The sequence below is a fragment of the Streptomyces sp. DSM 40868 genome (assembly GCF_011820545.1).
Taxonomy (GTDB): Bacteria; Actinomycetota; Actinomycetes; order Streptomycetales; family Streptomycetaceae; genus Streptomyces; species Streptomyces eurythermus.
Window position 1 is genome coordinate 8,006,187 of the sequence record NZ_CP050504.1, and the last position, 23,412, is coordinate 8,029,598.

Here is a 23,412-nt window from a genome sequence, read left to right on the forward strand (position 1 = left end):
GCACGGCGGAAGGATCGCCCGGCGGACGGAAGGGGCGGGGCCTCGGACCCCGGGTACGTGCGACGGGTGGGCGCGGAACCTCGGCACCCCTGGGTGCGCGCCGCTGGACCTCAGCCCCCGTATGTGTACGTGTACGTGGGAGCCGGACCCCGGCGGCACCAGTTTCCGCAAGGCCCCGCAGGGAATCGGCGTCAGTTCCCGCAAGGCAGCGCGGCCGCCGGCACCACCAAGTCCGCCCGTTCCCTGGTCGACGCGACCAGGTCGGCGTTGCGCTGGTCCGTGCCCAGCACCCAGGCCACGGCCGCCGTGTGCTCCTTGCCGAACTCCTCGTGCCGGGCGACCAGTCGGCGGATCCGCTCCGCCTCGTCGATCTCGCAGAACCACACCTCGTCCAGGCACGGTCGCACCCGCGCCCACGAACCCTCGGTCAGCAGCAGGTAGTTGCCCTCGGTCACGACCAGGCGGGCCTCGGGCGGCACCGGGATCGCGCCCGCCAGCGGCTGCTCCAGCACCCGCTCGAACCCCGGCGCGTACACCACCTCGTCGCTCTCCTCGCGCAGTCGCCGCAGCAGCGCCGCGTATCCGCCCGCGTCGAAGGTGTCCGGGGCGCCCTTGCGGTCCCGGCGGCCCAGCCGGTCCAGTTCGGCGTCGGCGAGGTGGAACCCGTCCATCGGCACATGCGCGGCCCACCGCGGTCCGTCGCCGTTCAAGGCGTCCACCAACCGCTCGGCGAGGGTCGTCTTGCCCGCGCCGGGTCCGCCCGCGATGCCGAGAAGGGCGCGCCGGCCGTCCCGGGGCAGGGCACGGGCCCGGGCGAGGAGGTCGTCGAAGGTCCGCGGTACACGGTCGCTGGTCACAGGCACACCGGAAAGTGTGTCACCACCCGTCCGTGGCACGTGTGGTGTGCGCCACCGGCTGGAGTGCCCCGGACGGGGAACAGTCCTCGGTATGACTCAGCTCGGTCTGCCCGACACCATCCAGGCCTGCCTCTTCGACCTCGACGGGGTCGTCACCAGGACGGCCGTCGTGCACGCGGCGGCCTGGAAGGAGACGTTCGACGCGTTCCTGCGCGGCTACGACGGCGAGCGGGGGCGGCCGTTCGACGCCCACGCCGACTACGACGAGTACGTGGACGGCCGCCCCCGCGCCGACGGCGTCCGCGCCTTCCTCGCCTCGCGCGGCATCCGGCTGCCCGAGGGCGAGCCCGGCGACCCGCCGGACGCCCGCACCGTGCACGGCCTCGGCAACCGCAAGAACGAGCTGCTGCTGGAGAAGATCCGCACCGGCGGCGTCGAGGCGTACGAGGGCACCCTGCGCTATCTGGAGGCCGTGCGCGCCGCGGGCCTGCGCACCGCGATCGTCTCCTCCAGCGCCAACTGCCGTGACGTGCTGCGCGCGGTGGGCGCCGAGCGCTTCTTCGACGTACGGATCGACGGCGTGGTGGCGGCCGAGCGGCACCTGCCGGGCAAGCCCCGCCCCGACACCTTCCTCGCCGCGGCCCGGGACCTGGGCGTCGAGGCGTCCCGCGCGGCCGTGTTCGAGGACGCGCTGGCCGGCATGGACGCGGGCCGGGCCGGCGACTTCGGTTATGTCGTCGGCGTGGACCGGGTGGGGCAGACCGACGCGCTGTACGCGCACGGCGCCGATGTCGTCGTCAAGGACCTGGCCGAACTGGGAGGCAAGCGGTGATCACCGACCGGTCGTACGCCGTCGAACCCTGGACCGTCCGGGAGACCGCCCTCGATCTGGACGTCCTGGCCCAGAGCGAGTCGGTCTTCGCGTTGTCCAACGGGCACGTCGGCTGGCGCGGCAACCTCGACGAGGGCGAGCCGCACGGACTGCCCGGCAGCTACCTCAACGGCGTCCACGAGGTGCACCCGCTGCCGTACGCGGAGGCCGGCTACGGCTACCCGGAGTCCGGACAGACCGTCATCAACGTCACCAACGGCAAGATCATCCGGCTGCTGGTGGACGACGAGCCGTTCGACCTGCGCTACGGCCGGCTCGTCGCTCACGAACGCGTCCTGGACCTGCGCCGGGGCGTGCTGGAGCGCACCTGCGAATGGACCTCCCCGGCCGGCTCCACGGTCCGGGTGCGCTCCACCCGGCTGGTGTCGCTGGCCCAGCGGGCGGTGGCCGCCGTCGCCTACGAGGTGGAGGCCGTCGGCGACCGCAGCCGGGTGGTGATCCAGTCCGAGCTGGTCGCCAACGAGAGCCTGCCCGAGCCCGACGGCGACCCGCGCGCGGCCCGCGCCCTGAAGTCACCGCTGGAACAGGAGGACGACTTCGCCTCCGGCAACCGGCTGCGGCTGGTGCACCGCACCCGGCGCAGCGGCCTCAGGGTCGCCGTGGCCGCGGACCACGTCGTCACCGGACCCGAACGCACCACCACCCGCAGCGAGAGCGGCATCGACGTGGCCCGGCTGACCGTCACCTCCGTACTGGAGCCGGGACAGAAGCTCCGGGTGGAGAAGCTGGTCGCGCACGGCTGGTCCGGCGCCCGGTCGCTGCCCGCGATGGCCGACCAGGTCGACGCCGCGCTCGCCGCCGCCGCGCACGACGGCTGGGCAGGGCTGCTGGCCGCGCAGCGGGCCTGCCTGGACGACTTCTGGGCCCGCGCCGATGTGGAGGTGGAGGGCGACGAGGAGATCCAGCAGGCCGTCCGGTTCGCGCTGTTCCACGTGTTGCAGGCCGGGGCCCGCGCCGAGCAGCGCGCGATACCGGCGAAGGGGCTGACCGGCTCCGGCTACGACGGGCACGCCTTCTGGGACACCGAGATGTTCGTGCTGCCCGTGCTCACCCACACCGCGCCCCAGGCCGTCGCCGAGGCGCTGCGCTGGCGGTACAACACCCTGGACGAGGCCCGCGAACGGGCGGCCCAACTCGGGCTCGCCGGGGCCGCGTTCCCCTGGCGGACCATCGCCGGCCCGGAGGGCTCCGCCTACTGGCCGGCCGGCACCGCCGCCTTCCACGTCAACGCCGGCATAGCCGACGCCGCCGCCCGGTACGTCGAGGCCACCGGCGACACCGACTTCGAACGGGAGACCGGCCTGGAGCTGCTGGTGGAGACCGCCCGGCTGTGGCGGTCGCTCGGCCACCACGACACCCACGGCGTCTTCCACCTCGACGGCGTCACCGGCCCCGACGAGTACAGCGCGGTCGCCGACGACAACACGTACACCAACCTGATGGCCCGGCAGAACCTGCGCGCCGCCGCCGACGCGGCCGAACGCCACCCCGACCGGGCCCGGCACCTCGGCGTGGACGAGGAGGAGAGCGCGGCCTGGCGGGACGCCGCCGACGCCATGCACATCCCCTACAACGACGAACTCGGCGTCCACGAACAGCACGCCGGCTTCACCCGCTACCAGCGCTGGGACTTCGACGCCACCCGCCCCGACCAGTACCCGCTGCTGCTGCACTTCCCCTACTTCGACCTCTACCGCAAACAGGTCGTCAAACAGGCCGACCTGGTGCTGGCCATGTACACCTGCGGTGACTGGTTCGAGCAGGAGCACGACGAGGAGCAGATCGCCCGGAACTTCGCCTACTACGAGCCGCTGACCGTCCGTGACTCCTCCCTGTCCGCCTGCTGCCAGGCCGTCGTCGCCGCCCGGACCGGCCATCTGGACCTCGCCTACGCCTACACCGCCGAGGCCGCGCTGATGGACCTCGCGGACCTGGAGCACAACACCCGGGACGGGCTGCACATCGCCTCGCTCGCCGGCACCTGGATGGCACTGGTCGCCGGGTTCGGCGGCATGCGCCGTGCCGGCGACCGGCTGCGGTTCGCGCCCCGCCTGCCCGAACGGCTGCGCCGCCTCGCCTTCCACGTCGGCTTCCGCGGACGCCGGCTGCGCGTGGACATCGGCGCGGACAAGGTGACGTACGAGCTGCTGGACGGCGAGCCGCTGACCCTGTGTCACCACGGCGAGCCGCTGACGGTCGGCACCGACGAGCCGGCGGTCCGTCCCGTACCACCGGCGGTACACCGGCCCGCCCCCGCCCAGCCGCGCCACCGGGCGCCGAATACGGGCGGGGGGCGGTGAACCGGGGAGTGCCGTAGGGGTACCGGGTGCGGGCACGGGGAACTGCGCGACCGGCCACGTACGGGCCGCACCCGGCACGCGACCCGCACCCCTACGGCGCGCCCCCGCCACCGCCGAGCAACGCCCGCAGCACCCGTTCCTCCTCCGCGCTCAGCCCCGCCACGAAGTGCCGCAGCGCGGCGAGCGGGTCCGGCCCCCGGTCCAGGGCCTCGCGCATCGCCCGGGCCGTCAGCTCCGCCGCGTTCCCGGCCGGCCGGTACGCGCCGCGCCGCCCCTCGGCGTCCCGCAGCACCAGTTTCTTGTCGTACAGGCGGGTGAGGACTGTGTGCACCGTGTTGTACGCGAGCCCGCCGCCGATCGACTGCCGGATCTCCGCCGGGGTCAGCGGACGGTCGGCGGCCCAGAGGGCGGCGAGTACCTCGCTCTCCAGTTCCCCCGCGCCGCGCCGCCGACGGGCACGGGACCCTGCGCCGGCCATGCCCACCACATTACAGCGCGTAGGGCCGTCGGCCGGATGGCCCTGCCCGCCGGGCACGGCCGGGTGATCCGGGCCGGTCCGGCCGTGTTCCCGCCGCCCGCGTCCCGGCACTTGAGGGGCGGCGGGGGAGAGTGGACCCTACGACCTGTGGGGACGTAAGGGGTGGTCATGACGGTCAGCGTGCACGCGACACTCGACCCGGCGAGCCGCGCGCGCTCCCCTCGCACGCCCCCCGGCACCGCTCCCGCCGCCTGGCCGCTCGCGGCCGTCGCCGCCGCCTTCACCCTCGCCCAACTCCTCCTCGTGGGCACCGGTCTGGGCCTCGGCTGGGACGAGACGGTGTACGTCAGCCAGGTCGGCCGCCACGCCCCCGCCGCCTTCTTCAGCGCACCCCGCGCCCGGGGCGTCTCGCTGCTGGTCGCACCCGTCGCGGCCTGGTCGTCGTCCACCGCGCTGCTGCGGCTCTACCTCGCCCTGCTGTCCGGCCTGGCCCTGTTCTGGGCGCTGCGCGCCTGGCGCGGACTGTTCCCCGTCCGCGTCCTCGCCCTGGCCGGAGGCCTGTTCGCCTCCCTGTGGGTGACCCTCTTCTACGGCCCCCAGGCCATGCCCAACCTCTGGGTCGCCCTCGGCGCCCTGGCCGCCGTCGGCTGCTTCCTGCGCGTCCGCACCAGCCGGACGGCGCTGTGGGGCCTGGCGGGCGGCGCGGCGCTGATGGCGTGGATGCGGCCGGTGGACGCGGTCTGGGTCACCCTGCCCCTGTTCGCCGCCGGCCTCGCGCGCCGCCGGTGGCGGGCCCTGCTCGTGCCGGCGGCCGGGCTTTCCGCCGGCGCCGTCGAGTGGGTGGCCGAGGCCTGTACGAGCTACGGCGGCCTGGCCCGCCGGCTGGCCGACGGCTCGGCGATCCAGGGCGGCCTCGGCCTACACCTCGCCGTCGTGGACCAACTGCGTTCTCTGGGCGGCCGGACGCTGTGCCGGCCGTGCGCCGGGGCCCTGCCGCACCCCGTGTACACCTTCTGGTGGTGCGCGCTGCCGTTGCTCGCCGCGCTCGCGGCGGCCGTCGCCGTCCGCGCCCGGCGCCCGGCGGCCACCGCGCTGCTCCTCGGCTGCGCGGCCACCGCCGCCTTCCCCTACCTGTTCCTGATCGGCTACGCGGCACCCCGCTTCCTGCTGCCCGCCTACGCCCTGCTCGCCGTGCCGCTCGCCGACGCCCTCGACCGCCTGCTCGCCTCCCGGCGAGTGGCGGTCCGCGTCCTGGTCTGCGCCGCGCTCGCCGTGCACCTCGGAGCACAGCTCACCCTGGTCCACCGGGTGGCCGGCTCCCACACCCGGGCGCGCGCGGCGTGGGCCCGTACCGCGGCCGAACTGCACCGCCGGGGCGTCGGACCGCCCTGCCTGCTCACCGGCCACGAGGCCATCCCCGTCGCGTACGCCGCCGGCTGCGCCTCGGCCGCGACCGCCGGGCACAACGCCAACACCACGCGGGAGGCCATCATCCGGGCCGCCCGGCGGATCCCGGTCGCCGCCCTGGTGCCGGCCGGAGCCGCGCCGCCCGGCTACGCCCGCGGCTGGCCGTCCACGGCCGTCGGCACGGTCCGGCTGTACTACGTCGTCCCGGGCGCCGGCTCATGACCTCGCCGGCCGGTCTCACCGCCTCCCTCGGCCGGCGGCGCGCCTACTGGCACGCCGCCGGCTGCCTCACCGTGCTGCTCGGCGCGCTGTACGTGGTCCGCCGGCACTGGCCCGCCGTGGAGAGCGGCGCCGGGCGGCTGGCGGTCGCCGACCACGGCTGGCTGCTGACCGGCGCGGTGGCGGCCGCGGGCACCTGGGCGGCCTCCGCGCTCGCCCAGCAGGGCGCCGTCGTGGTGCGTCTGCCCGGACCCCGGCTGCTCGCCGCCCAGTTCGCCGCCTCCGCCGCCAACCACCTGCTGCCCGCGGGGATCGGCGCGGGCGCGGTGAACCTGCGCTTCCTGATGCGCTGCGGGCTGCCCGCCGGGCGCGCGGCCGGCGCGCTCGCCGTCAAGACCGCCACGGGCGCCGCCGTCCGCCTGGCGCTGATCGCGCTGCTCGCCCCGGCCTGCCCCGGGCTGCTGCGCCTGCCGCGGGTGTCCCCGGTGGCGCTCGCCGCCGCCTCGGGCCTGGCCCTGCTGCTCGTCCTGCTGCTGGTCACGCCCTGGTGGTCGCGGTGCCGGCGGGCGCTCGCCGCCGTGCTGGCCGACATCCGGGCGCTGCACGCCCGCCCGGCCCGCGCGGCCGCCCTGTGGGGCGGCTCGCTGGCCTTCGCCACGCTGCACGCCCTGGTCCTCGTCGCCGTCACCCGGGCCGTCGGACTGCCGCTCGCCCCGCTCCAGGTGGCGTTGCTGTACCTCGCCGCGAGCAGCGCCGCCGCCCTGCTGCCCACCCCGGGCGGGCTGGGCTCGCTGGACGCCGCGCTGGCCCTCGCCCTCGGCGCCGCCGGCACCCCCGGCGCGGGCGCCGCGTCCGCGGTGCTCGGCTACCGGCTGCTGACCGTCTGGCTGCCGCTGCTGCCCGGCCTGCTGGTGCTCGGGGTGCTGGTGCGGCGCAAGGCGCTGTGACATCCGGGAGTTTCCCGCGCGCCCCCGGCAGGTAGGAGTCGGGTACATGCCATACGACAGAGGGGGAGCCATGCCCGGGAACCACCGCGCGGGCCTGCCGGACGAGGCCTTCTTCACGCCGGGGACCTCGTCGTTCACCGAGTTCCTGGCCGCCCACCGCCCCGGGCTGCTGCCCACCGCGTCCGCCCTGCCGGCCGGCGTCCGGGCGGTGCCCGGACGGTTCCCGCACGGCACCACCGTGCTCGCGCTGACCTACCGCGACGGCGTGCTGATCGCCGGCGACCGGCGCGCCACCATGGGCAATCTCATCGCCCAACGCGACCTGGAGAAGGTGCACCCGGCCGACGAGCACACGGCCGTCGCGTTCGCCGGCACCGTCGGCCTCGCCCTGGACATGGTGCGGCTCTACCAGGTCGAGCTGACCCACTTCGAGAAGGTCGAGGGCGTGCCCATGACCCTCGCCGCCAAGGCGACCCGCCTCGCGGCCATGATCCGGCAGAACCTCGCCCAGGCGATGCGGGGGCTCGCCGTCGTCCCGCTGCTGGTCGGCTACGACCTCACCGCGCCCGAGGGCGGACGCGGCCGGATCTTCGCTTTCGACCCGGCCGGCGGGCTGTACGAGAAGCAGCACTTCCACGCCGAGGGCAGCGGCTCCCCGTACGCCCGGGGCGCCCTGAAGAAGCTGTACCGGCCGGACCTGACCCGCCGCGAGGCCGCCCTCGCCGCGCTCCAGGCGCTGTACGACGCGGCGGACGACGACTCGGCCACCGGCGGACCCGACCTGCACCGCCGCATCTTCCCCGTCGTCTCGGTCATCACCGAGGACGGCTACGAACGGCTGCCCGCCCCGGAGACGGAGGAACTCGCCCGCGCCATGGTCCGGCAGCGCGCCGCCCGCCCCGACGGGCCGCACGCCACACCGGACTGAGCGGGGCGGGGGAGGGACCGCCGACCGGGCGCGGCTTTCCCTGCCCATGGGACAGGTCTGCCGCGGTCTTTACTGCACAAGGGTTGCAGGTACTGGCGAATGGCATAAGGGTGGAGCAGGTGCAGTACCCGGGGGAAGGCTCCCCCCGACGGCCGTCCCCTGATCCCGCTCCGCCCCCTCCCCGCTCGGCCCGGGCCCACCCGCCCGGACCCGGCACCGCGTCCGCGGCTCCCGACGCGGCAGGAGCGGATCAGGGGCGGCGACGTCGGCGGCCGCCGCGCTCATGGCCAGGGGGATTAAGGCCCCGGCCGGGGGAAACGCGGATCAGGACGGTCCGAGAACCCTCAGGAGGCGACCATGAGCGACCAGCAGTCCGAGCAGACCCCCATGGCGGACGACACCTACCAGCCGACCGGCGGCAACGAGGAACAGGAGGACGCCGGACCGCTGGACCTGCAGGACGCGGTCGGTGAACGCACCTACGACGACATGCTGGACGAGGGCTACTCCCCGCCCGAACGCCCGCTGGGCGTCACCAAGCACGGCACCACCGCCGCCGAGCAGCACGAGGGGGAGACCCTCGACGAACGGCTCGGCCAGGAGGTCCCGGACGTCTCCGCGCCGCCCGGCGACGAGATCGGCGACCTGCCCGGCGGCGAGGGCGAACCACTCGACCCCGAGGCCGGCACCGTCCGCGCGGGCCGCCTGGTCGCCCCCGACGAGGGCAGCCACACCGACACCACCAAGGAGGAGGTCGCCCGGGACGTCGGCATCGACGGGGGCGCGGCGGGCGCCGAGGAGGCGGCGGTCCACGTGGTGGAGGAGGAGCCCTGAACCCGCCCGGCGGCCTCCCGCCAGGCCGATTCAGAGGGTCAGGCCCTCGCCGAGTGCGGGGGTGAGGACCTCGTACGGCTCCGCGGCCGCCGCGTCCAGGAAGCGGGAGAGCTCCCCGGGCTCGGTGTGGTAGACGCCGTCGATGTGGAAGCCGTCGTAGTGGATGGGCAGGACGGCCTTCGCCCCGAGCAGCCGTGCGGCCACCGCCGCCTGGCGGGCGTCCAGGGCTCCGGGGTAGGGGCTCGGCGGTGAGCAGTGCGGAAAGCACAGGGCCGGCCCGTTGATCGGGGTCAGTACGGCGTCGAAGGGGCCGTACCGGTGGGCGGCGCGCCACCAGTAGCCGTGGAACATGCTGTCGCCCAGGTGGATCACGCGCTTGCCGCCGGCCTCGACGGCCCAGGAGACCTGGGGGTCGCCGATGCCGTCGACGGCGGGCACGGCGGCGATGGTGAACGGCCCGATGGTGACGGTCTCCCAGGGAGCCGTCGTGCGCCTGGGCAGCTGCCGCGCGGTGAGTTCGCCGTCGGCCTGGAGCAGCCACAGGTTCTCGTGGTCGTCGCCGCCGAACGACCCTGGGTGCAGGACCGGTGCGCCGGGACGCAGGGCGCGGGCCAGGGCGGCGGCGTCCGCGTGGTCCCGGTGCAGGTGGGTGCAGAGCCCGGCGAGCGCGTTCCCCTCCGTGCGCGGGCGCACGACCTTCGGCAGGGGCGCCGAGAGCCCGCTACCCCCCAGTACCCCCTCGGGCTCGCCCAGCAGGTCGATGACCAGGCTCTCGCCGCTCGCCTCGATCTCCACCCCGGCCCAGCCCAGCCATCGGACACGCATGAACCCACCCCTTGTTTTAGCGAACGACCGGTTGCCAAAAAATTAGCACACGATCGTTCGCCAAAGTGATCACGTGTGCAGGTGCGCCCGAACGGGCGCGCGTCGAAAGGCCGGTTCGCCGGAACGGGCCGGTGCCGCGACGATGGTGCGCCGGACAGCGAGCGCGGGCCGGGCGCCGCTCGCGCCCGGCCCGCCGGCCTGTTCCTCCCGTCCTCTCGCGCCGGTTCCCCGGACCGCCCTAGGGCAGCAGCTTCTCGATGGCCGCCGAGCCCTCCGACTCCAGCTTGCGACGCGCCCAGGCCAGGTTCTTGGGCGTGACGTCCCGGCCCGCCGCCATCACCAGGTCCTCGGCGCTGACGTTCCCGGCGGGCGCGGAGTGGAGCAGGGCGTCCGGGGTGCGGACGTCGTCCGACGCGCGGGACTCTTCGGGTGTGGATGCCGACATGATGCCTCCTCCTCGGTCCGGATGACCGCATCCGTGCCGGTGCCTCCGAACGGGGCACACTCTCACCATTGCCCGCCCCGGCGCACCCTGCATCCGGAAGGCGCCGGGGGCGGGTGCGGAGCGCGTTCCCGCGCCACGGCGAACCACTCCCTCCTAAGCTGGAAAACATCCCGTACGCGGGAAACGCCCCGCGCACGGGAGACACCCGCGAACGGAGAGAACGCCCGCAGCCGGCCGGCATCCGCAAGCGGAGAAAACGCCCCGCACCGCTCACCGGGAGGCCGCCGATGGCCGCGACGCCGTTCGCCGAGGACGCCCCCAGCCCCCGCCCCCGCTACCTGCCCATCGCCGACCACGGCCTCATCGGCGACCTGCGCAGCGTGGCCCTGGTCGGCACCGACGGCACGATCGACTGGTACTGCTGCCCCTCCTTCGACTGCCCGAGCGTCTTCGCGGCGATCCTCGACGCCGAGCGCGGCGGACGCTACGAGCTGGCCGCCGCCGTCCCCGCACGCACCAAACAGTTCTACTTCCCCGACACCAACGTGCTGATCACCCGGTTCTTCACCGACGAGGGCGTCGGCGAGGTGCAGGACTTCATGCCCGTCGGCTGCGACGAGTCGCGCGAGGTGAGCCGGCACCGGCTGATCCGGCGCGTGGTGTGCGTGCGCGGCACCGTCCCGTTCCGGGCCCTGATCGCACCGCGCTTCGACTACGGCGCCGCCCCGCACTCCCTGCGCACCGCGGACGGCATGGTCTTCTTCGAGTCCCCGGCCCTGTCCCTGGCGCTCACCTCGACCGTCACCGTGGAGACCGACGGCCGGGACGCGCGGGCCGAGTTCAAGCTGACCGAGGGCGAGACGGCGGTGTTCGCCCTCGACCAGGTCGGCGCGCGGGTGCCGCCCCGCGGCTGCGCCCACGCCGAGGCGGAGCACGAGTTCAACGCCACCGTCGCCTACTGGCGCCGGTGGCTGCACCAGTCCCGCTACCGGGGCCGCTGGCGCGAGATGGTGCACCGCTCGGCCCTCACCCTGAAGCTGCTCACCTACGCCCCCACCGGGGCCATCGTCGCCGCGCCCACCACCAGCCTGCCCGAGCAGCTCGGCGGCGAGCGCAACTGGGACTACCGCTATGTGTGGGTCCGCGACGCCGCCTTCGCCGTCTACGCGCTGCTCAGGCTCGGCTTCAGCGGCGAGGCCGAGGCCTTCATGAAGTTCCTGACCACGCACATCAGCCCCGGCGACGGCGCCGCCTCGGGCCCGCTGCAGATCATGTACGGCATCGACGGCCGCGCCGACCTGCCCGAACGCGAGCTGCCCCACCTGGAGGGACACCTAGGCTCCGCACCGGTCCGGGTCGGCAACGCCGCCGCCGGCCAGCTCCAGCTGGACATCTACGGCGCGCTGATCGACTCGGTCTACCTCTACGACAAGTGGGCGCAGCCCATCTCCAGCGGGCAGTGGGACGACCTGTGCGACCTGGTCGACTGGCTGTGCGACAACTGGGACCAGCCCGACGAGGGCGTCTGGGAGACCCGCGGCGGACGCAAGAACTTCCTGTACTCCCGGCTGATGTGCTGGGTCGCCATCGAGCGGGCCATCCGGCTGGCCAACCACCGCGGGCTGCCCGCCGACCACCGCCGCTGGCGCCAGGCCCGGGACGCCATCTACCGGCGGATCATGGACCGCGGCTGGTCGGCCCGGCGCGGCGCGTTCGTCCAGTACGAGGGCGCCGACGTCCTCGACGCCTCGGTGCTGATGATGCCCCTCGCCAAGTTCATCGCCCCCACCGACCCCAAGTGGCTGTCCACCCTGGACGCCCTCACCGAGGACCTCGTCTCCGACTCCCTCGTCTACCGCTACGACCCGAAGGTCAGCCCCGACGGCCTCCGCGGCGACGAAGGCACCTTCTCCATCTGCTCGTTCTGGTACGTCGAGGCGCTGGTCCGAGCGGGCCGGGTCGACGAGGCGCGGCTGGCCTTCGAGAAGATGCTCACCTACGCCAACCACCTCGGCCTGTACGCCGAGGAGATCGGCCGCACCGGCGAGCAACAGGGCAACTTCCCGCAGGCGTTCACCCACCTGTCCCTGATCAGCGCCGCGTTCAACCTGGACCGCGCCCTCGGCTGAACCGCCCGGCGTGTCCCGGCCCGGCAACGGCTGTCACCGCCGTGTCACAGCCGGTCCGCGCCCCACAACCACCCCCGCCCCCGCCGGGTCCAACCACGCACCGGCACCGACCAGCCGGCTGACGGACCATCACAGACATTCGGGAGTAAGGGACATGACCGACCGCACCCGTCACATCGCGGGCTCCGCCGCCGTGACCGCGGCCTCCTTCCTGCTGCTGGCCTCGGCGGGCGTGCTCGCCGCCCCGGCCGCGTTCGCCGGCGTCCCCGGCGGCACCACGGCCGCCGACCGCAACAGCGACTTCGACGGCGACGGCTACACCGACCTGCTCATCGGCGTCCCCGAGGGCACCGTCGACGGCAAGGAGGGCGCCGGATACGTCACCGTGCAGTACGGCGCCCCGAACGGCATCGGCACTGGCACCACCGTCCCCAAGGGGCGGGTCCAGGTCGTCAGCCAGTCCACCCCGGGCGTGCCCGGCGCCTCCGAGGCATGGGACGACTTCGGCCAGTCCGTCGCCACCGGCGACCTCGACGGCGACGGCTACGACGACGCGGTGATCGGCGCGCCCGGCGAGGACGAGGGCACCGTCGCCGACGCCGGCCGGGTCACCGTCCTGTACGGCTCGAAGCAGGGCCTCGGCACCGGACCGAACGCCTCGGTCACCGCCGCCCGGCCCGCCGCCGGCGCCCGCTTCGGCCTGGCGGTCGCCGCCGCCAGGTTCACCGGCGACACCGCCTCCGACCAACTCGTGGCGGTCGACCAGAACGTCGGCCTCACCGCGTTCACCTGGCACGCGGGCGTCCTGCGCCGGGTCGCCGCCCCGCACTCCACCGGCCACCGCCTCCAGCCCGGCCACGTCACCACCGGCGACTACGACCGCGACGGCTTCGCCGACCTGGTCGTCTCCGGCTACAGCCCCGACGACGACTGCACCAAGGGCTGGTCGGCGTACTACGCGGGCGGCCCCGAGGGCCTCGCCTACCGGCGGGATCTGCACGGCGGCCTCGGCTCCGCCTCCGGCGACATCGACCACGACGGCTACGACGACCTCGTCCTCGGCCAGGTGAGCGCCGCCGACGAGGCCACCGGCGACACCGACGCGCCCGGCGGCCTGATCGGCGTCTACTACGGCGGCGCGGGCGGCCCGGCCGGCACCCAGGGCCCCGGCACCGCCCCGCAGTGGTGGTCGCAGAACTCCCCGGGCGTCCCCGGCACCGCCGAACCGGGCGACGCGTGGGGCGCCGACCTGTCCGTCGCCGACGCGGACGGCGACGGCTACGCGGACGTGGCGGTCGGCGCGCCCGGCGAGGACGTGGGCGAGACCGCCGACGCGGGCGCCGTCTGGCTGCTGCGCGGCTCCCGCGCCGGCCTGACCGGCGACCACGCCCGCTCCTTCGACCAGAACACCGCCCGCGTCCCCGGCACGGCCGAGGCCGACGACGCCTGGGGCGCCCAGGTCCGCCTCGCGGACACCGACGGCGACGGCCGCGCCGAACTGCTGGCCGCCGCGCCCGGCGAGAACGCCGGCGACGGCGCCGTGTGGCTGCTCCCCGCGAGCGGCACCGGGCCGCTCGCCGAGGGCTCCTGGTCCTACGGCGCGGCCGGCCTCGGCGCGCCCGCCCACGCGGCCCGCTTCGGCGCGGTGATCGACGAGTAGCGGCACCCGCCGATCGGCCGGTGTGTCCGCAGGTCGCACGGGTACCCGGGGTCTCCCACAGCGGAATCGACCCAAGTCTCGACCGAAGGAGGAGACCCCGGATGACCAGCACCAGCGAGACCGGCGACGTCACCGGCACCCGCGACAAGGACTACAACCTCATCTGGTACGTCGAGGCGTGCCTGAGCAACGCCCTGCGGCTGGAGCAGTACATCCAGGACGCCGAGCGGGACGGGGACAAGGAAGTCGTGGAACTGTTCCGCAAGGCCCAGTCCGACAGCCGCAAGGGCGCGGAACTGGGCAAGCAACTGCTCCGCTCCCGCCTCAACGGCGGCTGACCGCCGCTCCCGCCGGAGCGCACGCGCACCTGGGACGGCCCCGCGCCCGCGCGGGGCCGTCCGGCCGTCGGCCCGCGACCTTGCTCACGGCAGCGGCTGTTCCGCCCAGATGACCTTGCCGTTGGGGGTGTAGCGGGTGCCCCAGCGTTCGGCGAGCTGGGCCACCAGGAACAGGCCCCGGCCGCCCTCGTCGGTGCTCGCCGCGTACCGCAGGTGCGGTGAGGTCGTGCTGCGGTCGGAGACCTCGCAGATCAGCGCCCGGTCCCGCAGCAGCCGCACCCCGATCGGGCCACGCCCGTAGCGGATGGCGTTGGTGACCAGCTCGCTCAGGATCAGCTCCGTGGTGAACGCGAGCTCCTCCAGACCCCAGTCGGCCAGCCGCCGGGTCACCGAGGACCGCACCTCGGACACCGCCGCCGGATCGGACGGCACCTGCCACTCGGCCACCCGGTCACCGCCCAGCACCCGGGTACGGGCCACGATCAGCGCCACGTCGTCGCTCGGTCGGGCCGGCAGCCGGTCCAGCACCGCCCGGCACGTCTCCTCCGGCGAGGCGCCCGGCGCCCGCCGCAGCGCGTCGCCCAGCAGGGCGAGCCCCTCGTCGATGTCCCGTTCCCGGTCCTCGACCAGACCGTCGGTGTACAGCACCAGCCGGCTGCCCTCCGCCAGCTCCAGCTCCGCCGTCTCGAACGGCAGCCCGCCAAGCCCCAGCGGGGGACCCGCCGGCACGTCCGGGAACTCCACCGCACCGTCCGGCAGCACCAGCGCGGGCGGCGGATGACCGGCCCGGGCCACGGTGCACCGCCGGGACACCGGATCGTAGATCGCGTACAGACAGGTCGCGCCCGTCACCACGGCACCGCCCGCCGCCTGGGTCTCGTCCTGGTCGAGCCGCCCCACCAGCTCGTCCAGCAGACCGAGCAGTTCGTCCGGCGGCAGGTCGAGCGCCGAGAAGTTGTGCACGGCCGTCCGCAGCCGTCCCATCGTCGCCGCCGCGTGCAGCCCGTGCCCCACCACGTCCCCGACCACGAGCGCCACCCGGGCCCCCGACAGCGGCAGCACGTCGAACCAGTCGCCGCCCACCCCCGCCTGGGCCGGCAGATAGCGGTAGGCGATCTCCAGGGCGCCCTGCTCCGGCAGGGAGCGCGGCAGCAGACTGCGCTGGAGGGTGACGGCCATGCTGTGCTCGCGGGTGTACCGGCGGGCGTTGTCGATGGACACCGCCGCCCGCGCCACCAGCTCCTCCGCCAGGGACACCTCCTCGGCGTCGAACGGCTGCGGCTTCTCCGCCCGCCAGAAGTTCACCAGGCCCAGCACCAGACTGCCCGCCCGCAGCGGCACGGTGATCAGCGAGTGGATGCCGTAGTCCAGCACCTGGTCGGTGCGCTCCAGATCCTGCGCCCGCCAGCCGGGCGCCTCGCGCAGCCGCTCCACCACCACCGACTGCCCGGTGGTCAGCGCCCGGGCCTGCGGCGAGGTGGGCACGAACCGGATCCGCGCACCGGCCGGGTACAGCGGGGAGTCCTCGCGTACCCCCGCGCAGGCCGTGCGGCGCAGCGCCGTGCCCGGGCGGGGCTCCTCCCCGCCCAGCACCGCGTCGAACAGGTCCACGGTGGCGAAGTCCGCGAACCGGGGCACCGCCAGGGCGGCCAGCTCCTCGGCGGTCCGGGCCACGTCCAGGCTGGTACCGATGCCCACCCCGGCGTCGTAGAGCATGTTCAGCCGCTCCCGGGCCACCTCCGCCCGGCCCGACAGGGCGCGCAGCTCGGTGGAGTCGCGCAGCGTGGTGACGCTGCCGGCCGGGCCGCCGCGCAGATCGGTGGGCCGCTGGTTGATCGCCAGCAGGCGGTCCTTGACCAGGTGCACCTCGTCCGTGGCGACCCGCCCCGAGGCCAGCAGGCCCGCCGTCTCGTCGTCCAGGCCCAGCTGGAGCACATGACGCCGCTCGGCGTCCGCGGGCAGGTCCAGCAGCCGGTGGGCCTCGTCGTTGGCGAGCAGCAGCCGGCCGTCGCCGCCGACGATCAGGACCCCCTCCCGGACCGCGTGCAGCACCGCGTCGTGGTGCTCGTACATCCGGGTCATCTCGTACGGTCCCAGGCCGTGCGTCTGGCGCAGCAGCCGCCTGCTGACCAGGGCCGTGCCCGCGGTGGCCAGCGCCAGCGCGGCGGCGGCCGCCGCGAGCAGCAGCGGCAGCTGCCGGTCGGCGGTGCCGCCCACGTGCGCGGTGGTGATCCCGGCGGACACCAGCCCCACCACCTTGCCCGACGGATCCCGCACCGGCACCACGACCTGCACCAGCGGGCCGATCGTGCCGGTGATGTGCTCGGTGACCGTGCGGCCCGCCAGGGCCGGGGCGATCGTGCCGACGAACTTCTTGCCGATGCGGTCGGTCTTGGGGTGGGTGTAGCGGATGCCCTGGGTGTTCATCACCACGACGAAGTCCACGCCGGTCGCCGTGCGCGCGGCCTCCGCGCGCGGCTGGAGCACGGCCGTGGGATCGGGGGAGCGCAGGGCCTCGGCCGTGCCCGGCGCGTTGGCGAAGGTCTGCGCCACGGCCAGGGAGCGGTTGCCGGCCTCCACGTCGGTGTCGTGCCGTACCTGGAGCACCTGGGCCACCACCGCCGAGACGACCAGCAGCAGCACGATCACCACTTGGAGGAGGAACACCTGGCCGGCCACGCTGCGCCCGGTCACCGCCGACCGGAGCACCCCGGACCGGCTGCCGCCCGGTCCGCGGGCCTGGCGCGGCGGGCTGTGCGGTGCGCGCGGGTGCCCGAACGCTCGGGACGGCCGGGGAGCGGACCGGCCGGGCAGTCGCACCATGTGCCCATGTCTACACTGCCCGGCGCCGTGAGGCGAGAGCGTCACCCGGGGCGCCGACGGCCGACCGGAGGGCACCCGACCGGCACCGGGAGCGGCCACGGACCGTACGAGAGGCCCCGGAAGCGGTCCGGAACGGGGCGGGGTCAGGGTGACGGTTCGGTGTACGGGGGGGGGCGGGGTCAGGGTGGCGGTACGGTGCATCGGGGGCGGGGTCAGGGTGGCGGCTCGGCCGACTCAGAGGCCGTACCGGAGGGCCGGGGCCATGGCGGGGTCGGCTTACGGGCCGTAGAGGGGCGCCGGGCCGCGGCCGTGGCGGCCCGGGACCGGGGGCGCCGGGTGGCGGGCTGCCAGCAGGAGGGCCACGTCGTCCGGGCGGTCGGCGGCGAACCGGGCGGCGTCGGTGAGCCGGTCGGCGACCGCGCCCAGGGACCGCGCGCGCGTCCCGCCACGCCGGCCCACGGCGGCACCGGCCTTGGCCAGCGCCAGCCGCAGCTCCGCGATGCCCTCGTCGATGTCGGCGCCGGGCCGCTCCACCAGACCGTCGGTGTACAGGGCCAGGATCGCGTCCGGCACCAGCACCAGCTCCGTCACCGGGTACCGGGCGTGCGGATCCACCCCGAGGACGACACCCCCGGGAACGTCCAGCACCCGGGTACGGCCGTCCGGGCAGCGCAGCAGCGGCGGCAGATGACCCGCCCGGGCGATCAGGGTCCGACCGGTCGCGGGGTCCAGCCGCAGACAGCAGCAACTGGCGAACTGGCCCGGATCCAGGCCGATCAGCAGATGATTGGTGCCGCTGAGCACCTCGTCCGGCGGCCGGTCGCCCAGCGCGAACGCCCGCACGGCGCTGCGCAACTGGCCCATGGTGGCCGCCGCCTGCACCCCGTGCCCCTGCACATCGCCGATGACCAGCGACAGCCCGTCCCCGGACTCCACCACGTCGTACCAGTCCCCGCCCACGTCCATGCCCTGCGTCCCCGGCAGATAGCGGCCCGCTGTCTCCACCCCCGGGTGTGCCGACAGCCGGCGCGGCAGCAGCGCCTCCTGGAGCCCGCGGGCGAGGGCCGCCTCGCTGTCGTAGCGGCGGGCCCGCTCCATCGCGTGCGCGATCAGCCCGGCGAGCGCGGTGAGCACCGTACGCTCCTGCGCGCTGAACCCGCGCGGCCGGTCGAAGCCCAGGATGCAGGAACCCACCGGCCGCCCCGAGGCGATCAGCGGCAGGAAGGCGCGCGCCCCCACCTCCGCGTCGAGGGCGAGCCCCGGATAGGCCGCCCCGAGCTGCGCCATGGACTCGAAGAACAGCGGCCGGCCGGTGGTCAGGGTCTCCACCCCCGGGATCCGCGCGTCGAGGCCGACGCCCTCGAACGGGTCGAGGAAGCCTTGCGGGAACCCGGTTTCCCAGGCCAGGTGGAGCCGCCGCTCCTGGAGCAGATAGATGGCCAGCCGGCGGCCGCCGAACGCGGGCAGCAGCTCCCGTACGACCACCGCCGACACCTGCCGGGCGGTCACCGCGTCGGTCAGCGCGATGGCCAGCGCGATCGGCCGGTACAGCGGTGCCATCGAGCGGTCGTCCGGCTCCGCCCCCTCGTCCGGGTGCGCCCGGGCCGGCGGACCGGTCGCCGGGTCCATGCGGCTGGCCGGGACGAGCGTGCAGGTCAGCAGGTCCGCCCCCGGGTGCACCGACACGGCCAGCCAGTCACCCTCGCCGGGGCCGTCCCCGTCGCCGGCCGGCCGCCGCGCGTGGAAGCACACGGACTCCGGCGCGAGCAGGGCGCCGCGCAGGTGGTCGTCGTACGGCGGTCCGGACAGCCAGGGCAGCGCGTCCCACAGCGCACGCCCGAGCAGCCGCTCCCGGCACCGGCCCACGAGCCGGGCCGCCGCCGGGTTGGCGTACACGATCAGCCCCAGCCGGTCCAGGCAGAGCACGCCCTGCGGCAGCGGGTCGGCCACGGCCTCGGCGAAGGCGGCAGGGCCGGCGTGGAACACCACGCCGGTGACGGCGGGCCCGGCGCCCGGGGCGTCCGCCGGCCACAGGTCCAGCAGCCGCGGTGTGCCGTCCCCGGCCCGCAGGGTCAGCGGCGCGCCCGGGGGTCTCCCGGCCGCGGTGTCGCGCAGCGCGGCCAGGATCCGGTGCGCGTCGGCCGGCGCCAGGGCGTCGGCGAGCGCGTCGGCCGTCCCCGTGAACGCGCCGGGGTCCCGGCCGAGCAGGGCGTGCAGCCGGTCGTCCGCGCGCACCAGGGAGGTCGCCGGGTCCCAGCTGAAGCGTCCCACGGCGGGCCGCGCGGTCCGGCTCGGGGGCGGCCGTACGCAGACCGGCGCCTCGTCCCAGCGGACCGCGCCCTCGTCCCCGCCGGCCAGGCCGAGCAGCTCGGCGCCCAGACCCTCGGCCAGCCGCACCAGCAGCCCTTGGTCGAGGAGTTCGTCCCCGGTGTCCGTCAGCGCCGGGCACAGCACCGTCAGCACCCCGAGCGGCCGCGTCCCGCCCGGCACCGGCACATGCGCCGAGCCGAACGGGAAGGGCAGACCGGCGGCGAACTGCGGGTACCGGCGCATCGTCTCCGTGGCGTTCGGCAGGACCACCGGGCCGCCCCGCCGGTAGGCGTCGGCCACCGGGAACGGACGGTCGACGTGCAGCCGCCACCAGGACCGGAACAGCGGGCCGGGCAGTCCCGTCAGCACCGCCAGGCGCAGCACGTCCGGGGCATCCGACCGCAGGTACACGCCCGTCGCCCGGCCGCCGGCCGTGCCGAGCACGGCCGCCGAGGCATCGGCCAGCAGCGTGGCCAGCCGGTCCCGCGTACGCCCCGCCCGCTCGCCGCTCCCAGCCATCGGCCCCACCTCGTCCCGTGTGCCCGCGCTGGATGACACAGCAAGAATGCGCCACGAGAGGCGGGGGACGCACCCGGGCGGCCGCGTACGTTCTCCGGTATCGCCTCCGGTATCGCCGGAGGTCAGCCGACGGCGGCCGTCAGTTCCCGGGCGTCCGGCGCGGCACCGGCAGGCTGCGCAGGGCGAGGAGCAGAACGCCGATGTCGTCCAGGTACACCGGGTCGGGCAGCAGGTCGGTGGGCAGCAGCAGATAGGCGACCGCGCCCCAGAACACCCACCGCGGGCCCGTCGGCAGGCCCGCCCGCCGCAGCGTGCGCCGGGCCCGCACCAGCCGCACCAGCAGGGCCACGGCGGCGGCGAGCAGCACCGCCGCCACGCAGGCCGCGATCAGCAGCAGGGTGGTGGTCGTGTCCATCGGGGCTCCTTGTCCTGGCCGTCCGGGAGGGTCAGGACGGCTTCCCGTCCCCCGGCGCCGTTGTGCCGGCCGGTGCGCCGGTGTCGTCGGCCGCGCCGGACGGGGCGTCCTCGTCCTGGGCGGGTTCCGGCTGCCGGCGTCCCCACACGGGCAGTTTGAGCCGCTCGAACGTCCGCGTCAGCTGGTGCAGCGTACCCGGTGTCCGGGAGTCGGGCCGCTGCTGCGGCAGGACGGGCGGGGGTACGTCCCGGTAGGCGGCCAGGGCCTCCAGCGCCTGCTCGGCGGCCTGCTTGTACAGGTCCCGGGACTTCGTCATGGCCTCCAGCGCGTCGGCGTACATCGCGACCAGCCGCCGCTCGCGCTCCAGCTGCTCCTGGAGGGTCATCAGGGTCCAGTTCTCGCGCAGGTCCGTCAGCGCGTCGGCGGCGTCCTGGGACAGGGGGCGGGGCAGGGCGACGAAGTGCCGTAGCGCCGCGACGAGTTCGGCCGGTTCCGAGCCGTCCAGGAAGACGTTGCGCACGCGGTGCTCCCGGCCGTCGTAGTCCTTGGGCGCCGGGTCCGGCGGCAGCAGGACCGCGCCGCCGCGCGGCACCTCGACGCCCAGGTCCTTCAGCGCCCAGTTGACCCCGCGGAACTGCTGCGGGGTGGCCCGGTGCTCGATCACGCGGTGCCGCAGGCCGGGCGGGAGCAGTGCCGTCAGCGGCAGCCGGCCCCGCTCGTCCGGTGTCATCGCCTCGTGCACGACGACATGGACACACCACGCCTCCCGGGCCGCGTCGCGCAGCCGGCGACGCATCTCCTTGTCGTCCTCGGGCAGTGGGTTGACGTGCCGGAAGCGCAGGCCGGGCACCGAGGGGTGGTGGTCCCAGGAGCCGTCGTCGGTGGAGCCGCCGTCGGGCCAGAACAGGGTCGCGGGCGAGGGCCAGGCGTCGTCCCACGGCCGCTCCGCCTCCGCGACCAGCCGCCACTCCTGCCCCTGCGGCCGGCCCTGCGGCGGCAGCAGGGTCAGCCGGGCCCGCACGGTCACCGTGCCGCCGGCCCGCCATCGGGCCTCGAAGACCCCGCGGCCGGGATCCCCGGCCGCGGGCGGCTCGGCGAAGTCGTCGATGTCCCCGCTCTCCTTGTGCCGGCGCAGGGTGCGGCGGACGACCTCCTCGGGGGCGGGACCGGTGTGGCGGCCCCGCACCGCCCAGAGGGTCTGCGGGACGGTGGCGTGGTCGGTGGCGGAGTTCGACATGAGCCAATCTGCTGATGGGGGCGGGTGCGCCTCCCAGTATCACCGCTCGGCGGCGCGACCCGGGCGCGGGGGCCGAACCCCGCGCGTCGCCCGGGGGCACGCCCGGCGCACCGGCAGGCGCCCGTAAGCCCGTGTGCGGTACGGCGTACGCCCGGACCCGGTACGGCGCGCTGGTACGCCCGAACGGAAGACCGGGGGAGCTGTTCCCGCGATATATATCGGGTGCCGATATATTCTGGCCGCATGACAGCGAAGAGCATGACCCGTGCGGCGTTCTTCGTCCTCACGGCACTCGCCGACCAGCCCCGGCACGGCTACGGCATCCTGCGCGAGGTGGAGGAACTGTCCGACGGGGAGGTGCGGCTACGGGTCGGCACGCTGTACGGCGTGCTGGACCGGCTCACCGCGGACGGCCTGATCGTGCTGGACCGCGAGGAGGTGCGGCAGGGCCGGCTGCGGCGCTACTACCGGCTCACCGACGAGGGCGTGACGGCACTCGACGCGGAGGCCGAGCGGATGGCCGCCGGCGCCGGAGCCGCCAAGCGGCGCATCGCCGAGGGCCGCAGCGCCGGCACCCCGGCCCGTCCCGCCGCCGAGGGCCCGGCCGGCCTCGAACCCCCCACTCCGCCCGGACTCGCGGGAGGCTACGCATGACCACGCTGCTGGAAGCCCGCTACCGCGCCGTCCTGCGCCTGCTGCCCGCCTACTACCGGCGCGAACGGGAGGAGGAGATGGTCGAGACCTACCTCGGGGACCTCGACCGTGACACCCAGGACCAGAGTTGGCCCACGCTCGGCGAGACGACCAGTATCGTGGCGCTCGCCGTGCGCTGCCGGCTCGGCGCGCCCGGCGCGCCCCGCCCCTACGCCCTGCTCGGCTCGGCCGCCCGCCTCTTCGCCTTGTTCGCCGTGCTGCTCCAGGCGGCCTCGGTGGTCGTGGACCGCGCTCTCGAGCTGACCTGGACGTTCACCCGGGGCGCCGAGGGACGGCAGATGTTCGTCACCGGGTTCACCGGCGCGGGCCCGACCCGTACGGCCGTCGCCGTGCTGACCTGGGTCCTGCCCCTGCTGTGGACGGTGGCCTACTTCGCGCTGCTGCACGACCGCCGCCGCCCGGCCCGCTGCGCCGCGCTCGGCGCGGCCCTGCCCGCCCTGTGGCCGCTGCTCGCCCCGCTGACGGGGGACATGGCGCCGGGTCCGCACTGGTACGACACGACGGCCGCGCTGCTGGCCTGGCTGCCGGCACTCGCCCTGTGCGCCGCCCACCACCGGGACGCCCCGCCGGCCCGCCTGCCCGCCGGGTCACCGGGGCTGGTGTTCCTGGCCGGGTGCGTGGTGACCGGTGCGTCCGTCGTGCTGCTGCCGTCCGCGGCGGACGCGGTGTGGGCGCCCGCCACCTGCTTCGCGGTGGGCGCGCTGGGCTGGCTGCTGTGGCACGCCCGGCGCACGGACCGTACGCCTCCCGGGGCCGCCCTCGCCCTGACCGCGCTCGGCCTGCTCGTCCTCGCGGTACGGGTCGCGGCCCTGTATCCCTGGCTGCACGTGCCCGGAGCCAGCATGGTGCGCGGCGGCGGCCTCGGCCAGACGGCGGCCCTCGTCCTGCTGACCACGGCCCTGGCCGTCACCGCGGGCCGGGACCTCGTCCGCCGCTGACCCGGCATCCGGGGCGCGATCTGGTCCGCCGCTGGCCGGGCACCCGGGGACAGGTCCTTTGTCCCCCGCCGGGCGGGGCAGCCGGGGACGCGACCTTGTCCGCCGCTGAGAGGCTCAACCGGGGCCGCGACCTTGTCCGGTCCTGACCGGGCACCCGGAGCCGCGACTTCGTCCGTGGCTGACCGGCCACCCAGGGC

The 23,412-nt window shown here is 75.4% G+C and carries 19 protein-coding genes; 11 read left to right on the forward strand and 8 right to left on the reverse strand.

The window, feature by feature from the left end; translation table 11 throughout:
• Positions 1 to 191 precede the first annotated feature (191 nt).
• Positions 192 to 857, reverse strand: a complete 666-nt coding sequence (locus HB370_RS35995; RefSeq protein WP_030779839.1) for a nucleoside/nucleotide kinase family protein — start codon at positions 855 to 857, stop codon at positions 192 to 194.
• A 91-nt stretch (positions 858 to 948) separates the two neighbouring features.
• On the opposite strand from HB370_RS35995, the gene HB370_RS36000 reads away from it, so the two are divergent.
• Together HB370_RS36000 and HB370_RS36005 are read left to right on the forward strand one after the other, a co-directional pair.
• Positions 949 to 1,689 carry a beta-phosphoglucomutase family hydrolase gene (locus HB370_RS36000; RefSeq protein ID WP_030779835.1) on the forward strand — a complete coding sequence of 247 codons (741 nt, stop codon included), beginning with the start codon at positions 949 to 951 and terminating at the stop codon, positions 1,687 to 1,689.
• The gene (locus HB370_RS36005) at positions 1,686 to 4,049 is read left to right on the forward strand and encodes a glycosyl hydrolase family 65 protein (protein WP_030779832.1); all 2,364 of its coding nucleotides are present in this window, start codon (positions 1,686 to 1,688) and stop codon (positions 4,047 to 4,049) included. The genes HB370_RS36000 and HB370_RS36005 overlap by 4 nt, the downstream gene beginning before the upstream one ends.
• Before the next feature lie 91 nt (positions 4,050 to 4,140).
• Here the strand turns inward: HB370_RS36005 and HB370_RS36010 are convergent, their stop codons facing one another.
• Positions 4,141 to 4,527, reverse strand: coding sequence for a BlaI/MecI/CopY family transcriptional regulator (locus HB370_RS36010; protein ID WP_030779829.1), 387 nt, complete (start codon positions 4,525 to 4,527; stop codon positions 4,141 to 4,143).
• A gap of 168 nt (positions 4,528 to 4,695) precedes the next feature.
• On the opposite strand from HB370_RS36010, the gene HB370_RS36015 reads away from it, so the two are divergent.
• The 4 genes from HB370_RS36015 (at position 4,696) to HB370_RS36030 (ending at position 8,862) form a co-directional block, all read left to right on the forward strand.
• Positions 4,696 to 6,156: a hypothetical protein gene (locus tag HB370_RS36015; protein ID WP_030779827.1), complete on the forward strand. Its 1,461-nt coding sequence runs from the start codon at positions 4,696 to 4,698 to the stop codon at positions 6,154 to 6,156.
• Positions 6,153 to 7,100 carry a lysylphosphatidylglycerol synthase domain-containing protein gene (locus tag HB370_RS36020; protein ID WP_030779823.1) on the forward strand — a complete coding sequence of 316 codons (948 nt, stop codon included), beginning with the start codon at positions 6,153 to 6,155 and terminating at the stop codon, positions 7,098 to 7,100. The genes HB370_RS36015 and HB370_RS36020 overlap by 4 nt, the downstream gene beginning before the upstream one ends.
• Before the next feature lie 70 nt (positions 7,101 to 7,170).
• Positions 7,171 to 8,028, forward strand: coding sequence for a proteasome subunit beta (gene prcB, locus HB370_RS36025; protein WP_030779820.1), 858 nt, complete (start codon positions 7,171 to 7,173; stop codon positions 8,026 to 8,028).
• A 357-nt stretch (positions 8,029 to 8,385) separates the two neighbouring features.
• Positions 8,386 to 8,862 (forward strand): DUF5709 domain-containing protein, encoded by a 477-nt coding sequence (locus HB370_RS36030; RefSeq protein ID WP_030779817.1) that lies wholly within the window; start codon positions 8,386 to 8,388, stop codon positions 8,860 to 8,862.
• A gap of 30 nt (positions 8,863 to 8,892) precedes the next feature.
• Here HB370_RS36030 and HB370_RS36035 read toward each other — a convergent pair whose 3' ends face one another.
• Together HB370_RS36035 and HB370_RS36040 are read right to left on the reverse strand one after the other, a co-directional pair.
• Complete coding sequence (locus HB370_RS36035; RefSeq protein ID WP_037701220.1) at positions 8,893 to 9,687, reverse strand: MBL fold metallo-hydrolase; 795 nt, start codon at positions 9,685 to 9,687, stop codon at positions 8,893 to 8,895.
• 238 nt (positions 9,688 to 9,925) lie between these two features.
• Positions 9,926 to 10,132: a hypothetical protein gene (locus tag HB370_RS36040; protein WP_030779811.1), complete on the reverse strand. Its 207-nt coding sequence runs from the start codon at positions 10,130 to 10,132 to the stop codon at positions 9,926 to 9,928.
• A gap of 287 nt (positions 10,133 to 10,419) precedes the next feature.
• Here HB370_RS36040 and HB370_RS36045 point away from each other — a divergent pair, with 287 nt between their 5' ends.
• From HB370_RS36045 to HB370_RS36055, 3 genes are all read left to right on the forward strand, one after another.
• Positions 10,420 to 12,261 carry a glycoside hydrolase family 15 protein gene (locus tag HB370_RS36045; protein ID WP_030779806.1) on the forward strand — a complete coding sequence of 614 codons (1,842 nt, stop codon included), beginning with the start codon at positions 10,420 to 10,422 and terminating at the stop codon, positions 12,259 to 12,261.
• A gap of 154 nt (positions 12,262 to 12,415) precedes the next feature.
• Complete coding sequence (locus HB370_RS36050) at positions 12,416 to 13,921, forward strand: FG-GAP repeat protein (protein ID WP_167513072.1); 1,506 nt, start codon at positions 12,416 to 12,418, stop codon at positions 13,919 to 13,921.
• A 101-nt stretch (positions 13,922 to 14,022) separates the two neighbouring features.
• A complete protein-coding gene (locus HB370_RS36055) occupies positions 14,023 to 14,259 on the forward strand; it encodes a hypothetical protein (protein WP_030779801.1) in 237 nt (78 codons plus the stop codon).
• An 84-nt stretch (positions 14,260 to 14,343) separates the two neighbouring features.
• On the opposite strand, the gene HB370_RS36060 is transcribed toward HB370_RS36055, so the two are convergent.
• From HB370_RS36060 to HB370_RS36075, 4 genes are all read right to left on the reverse strand, one after another.
• Entirely contained in the window at positions 14,344 to 17,082 is a 2,739-nt protein-coding gene (locus HB370_RS36060) for a SpoIIE family protein phosphatase/ATP-binding protein (protein ID WP_244405757.1), read from the reverse strand.
• A gap of 276 nt (positions 17,083 to 17,358) precedes the next feature.
• A complete protein-coding gene (locus HB370_RS36065; RefSeq protein WP_037701217.1) occupies positions 17,359 to 19,911 on the reverse strand; it encodes a SpoIIE family protein phosphatase in 2,553 nt (850 codons plus the stop codon).
• A 139-nt stretch (positions 19,912 to 20,050) separates the two neighbouring features.
• On the reverse strand, positions 20,051 to 20,326 hold the full coding sequence (locus HB370_RS36070; RefSeq protein WP_030779793.1) for a DUF1232 domain-containing protein: 276 nt from the start codon (positions 20,324 to 20,326) through the stop codon (positions 20,051 to 20,053).
• A 31-nt stretch (positions 20,327 to 20,357) separates the two neighbouring features.
• Positions 20,358 to 21,563 carry a hypothetical protein gene (locus tag HB370_RS36075; protein WP_030779791.1) on the reverse strand — a complete coding sequence of 402 codons (1,206 nt, stop codon included), beginning with the start codon at positions 21,561 to 21,563 and terminating at the stop codon, positions 20,358 to 20,360.
• Between the two features lie 258 nt (positions 21,564 to 21,821).
• Between HB370_RS36075 and HB370_RS36080 the strand changes: the two genes are divergently transcribed.
• Together HB370_RS36080 and HB370_RS36085 are read left to right on the forward strand one after the other, a co-directional pair.
• Positions 21,822 to 22,217, forward strand: a complete 396-nt coding sequence (locus HB370_RS36080) for a PadR family transcriptional regulator (protein ID WP_030779789.1) — start codon at positions 21,822 to 21,824, stop codon at positions 22,215 to 22,217.
• Positions 22,214 to 23,215: a hypothetical protein gene (locus tag HB370_RS36085; protein ID WP_030779787.1), complete on the forward strand. Its 1,002-nt coding sequence runs from the start codon at positions 22,214 to 22,216 to the stop codon at positions 23,213 to 23,215. The genes HB370_RS36080 and HB370_RS36085 overlap by 4 nt, the downstream gene beginning before the upstream one ends.
• Positions 23,216 to 23,412 lie beyond the last annotated feature (197 nt).

Coding starts and splice junctions, on each gene's coding strand:
- HB370_RS36000 (WP_030779835.1), top strand. CDS start 949: ATGACTCAGCTCGGTCTGCCCGACACCATCCAGGCCTGCCTCTTCGAC.
- HB370_RS36010 (WP_030779829.1), bottom strand. CDS start 4,527: ATGGCCGGCGCAGGGTCCCGTGCCCGTCGGCGGCGCGGCGCGGGGGAA.
- HB370_RS36015 (WP_030779827.1), top strand. CDS start 4,696: ATGACGGTCAGCGTGCACGCGACACTCGACCCGGCGAGCCGCGCGCGC.
- HB370_RS36020 (WP_030779823.1), top strand. CDS start 6,153: ATGACCTCGCCGGCCGGTCTCACCGCCTCCCTCGGCCGGCGGCGCGCC.
- prcB (WP_030779820.1), top strand. CDS start 7,171: ATGCCCGGGAACCACCGCGCGGGCCTGCCGGACGAGGCCTTCTTCACG.
- HB370_RS36030 (WP_030779817.1), top strand. CDS start 8,386: ATGAGCGACCAGCAGTCCGAGCAGACCCCCATGGCGGACGACACCTAC.
- HB370_RS36035 (WP_037701220.1), bottom strand. CDS start 9,687: ATGCGTGTCCGATGGCTGGGCTGGGCCGGGGTGGAGATCGAGGCGAGC.
- HB370_RS36040 (WP_030779811.1), bottom strand. CDS start 10,132: ATGTCGGCATCCACACCCGAAGAGTCCCGCGCGTCGGACGACGTCCGC.
- HB370_RS36045 (WP_030779806.1), top strand. CDS start 10,420: ATGGCCGCGACGCCGTTCGCCGAGGACGCCCCCAGCCCCCGCCCCCGC.
- HB370_RS36050 (WP_167513072.1), top strand. CDS start 12,416: ATGACCGACCGCACCCGTCACATCGCGGGCTCCGCCGCCGTGACCGCG.
- HB370_RS36055 (WP_030779801.1), top strand. CDS start 14,023: ATGACCAGCACCAGCGAGACCGGCGACGTCACCGGCACCCGCGACAAG.
- HB370_RS36060 (WP_244405757.1), bottom strand. CDS start 17,082: ATGGTGCGACTGCCCGGCCGGTCCGCTCCCCGGCCGTCCCGAGCGTTC.
- HB370_RS36065 (WP_037701217.1), bottom strand. CDS start 19,911: ATGGCTGGGAGCGGCGAGCGGGCGGGGCGTACGCGGGACCGGCTGGCC.
- HB370_RS36070 (WP_030779793.1), bottom strand. CDS start 20,326: ATGGACACGACCACCACCCTGCTGCTGATCGCGGCCTGCGTGGCGGCG.
- HB370_RS36075 (WP_030779791.1), bottom strand. CDS start 21,563: ATGTCGAACTCCGCCACCGACCACGCCACCGTCCCGCAGACCCTCTGG.
- HB370_RS36080 (WP_030779789.1), top strand. CDS start 21,822: ATGACCCGTGCGGCGTTCTTCGTCCTCACGGCACTCGCCGACCAGCCC.
- HB370_RS36085 (WP_030779787.1), top strand. CDS start 22,214: ATGACCACGCTGCTGGAAGCCCGCTACCGCGCCGTCCTGCGCCTGCTG.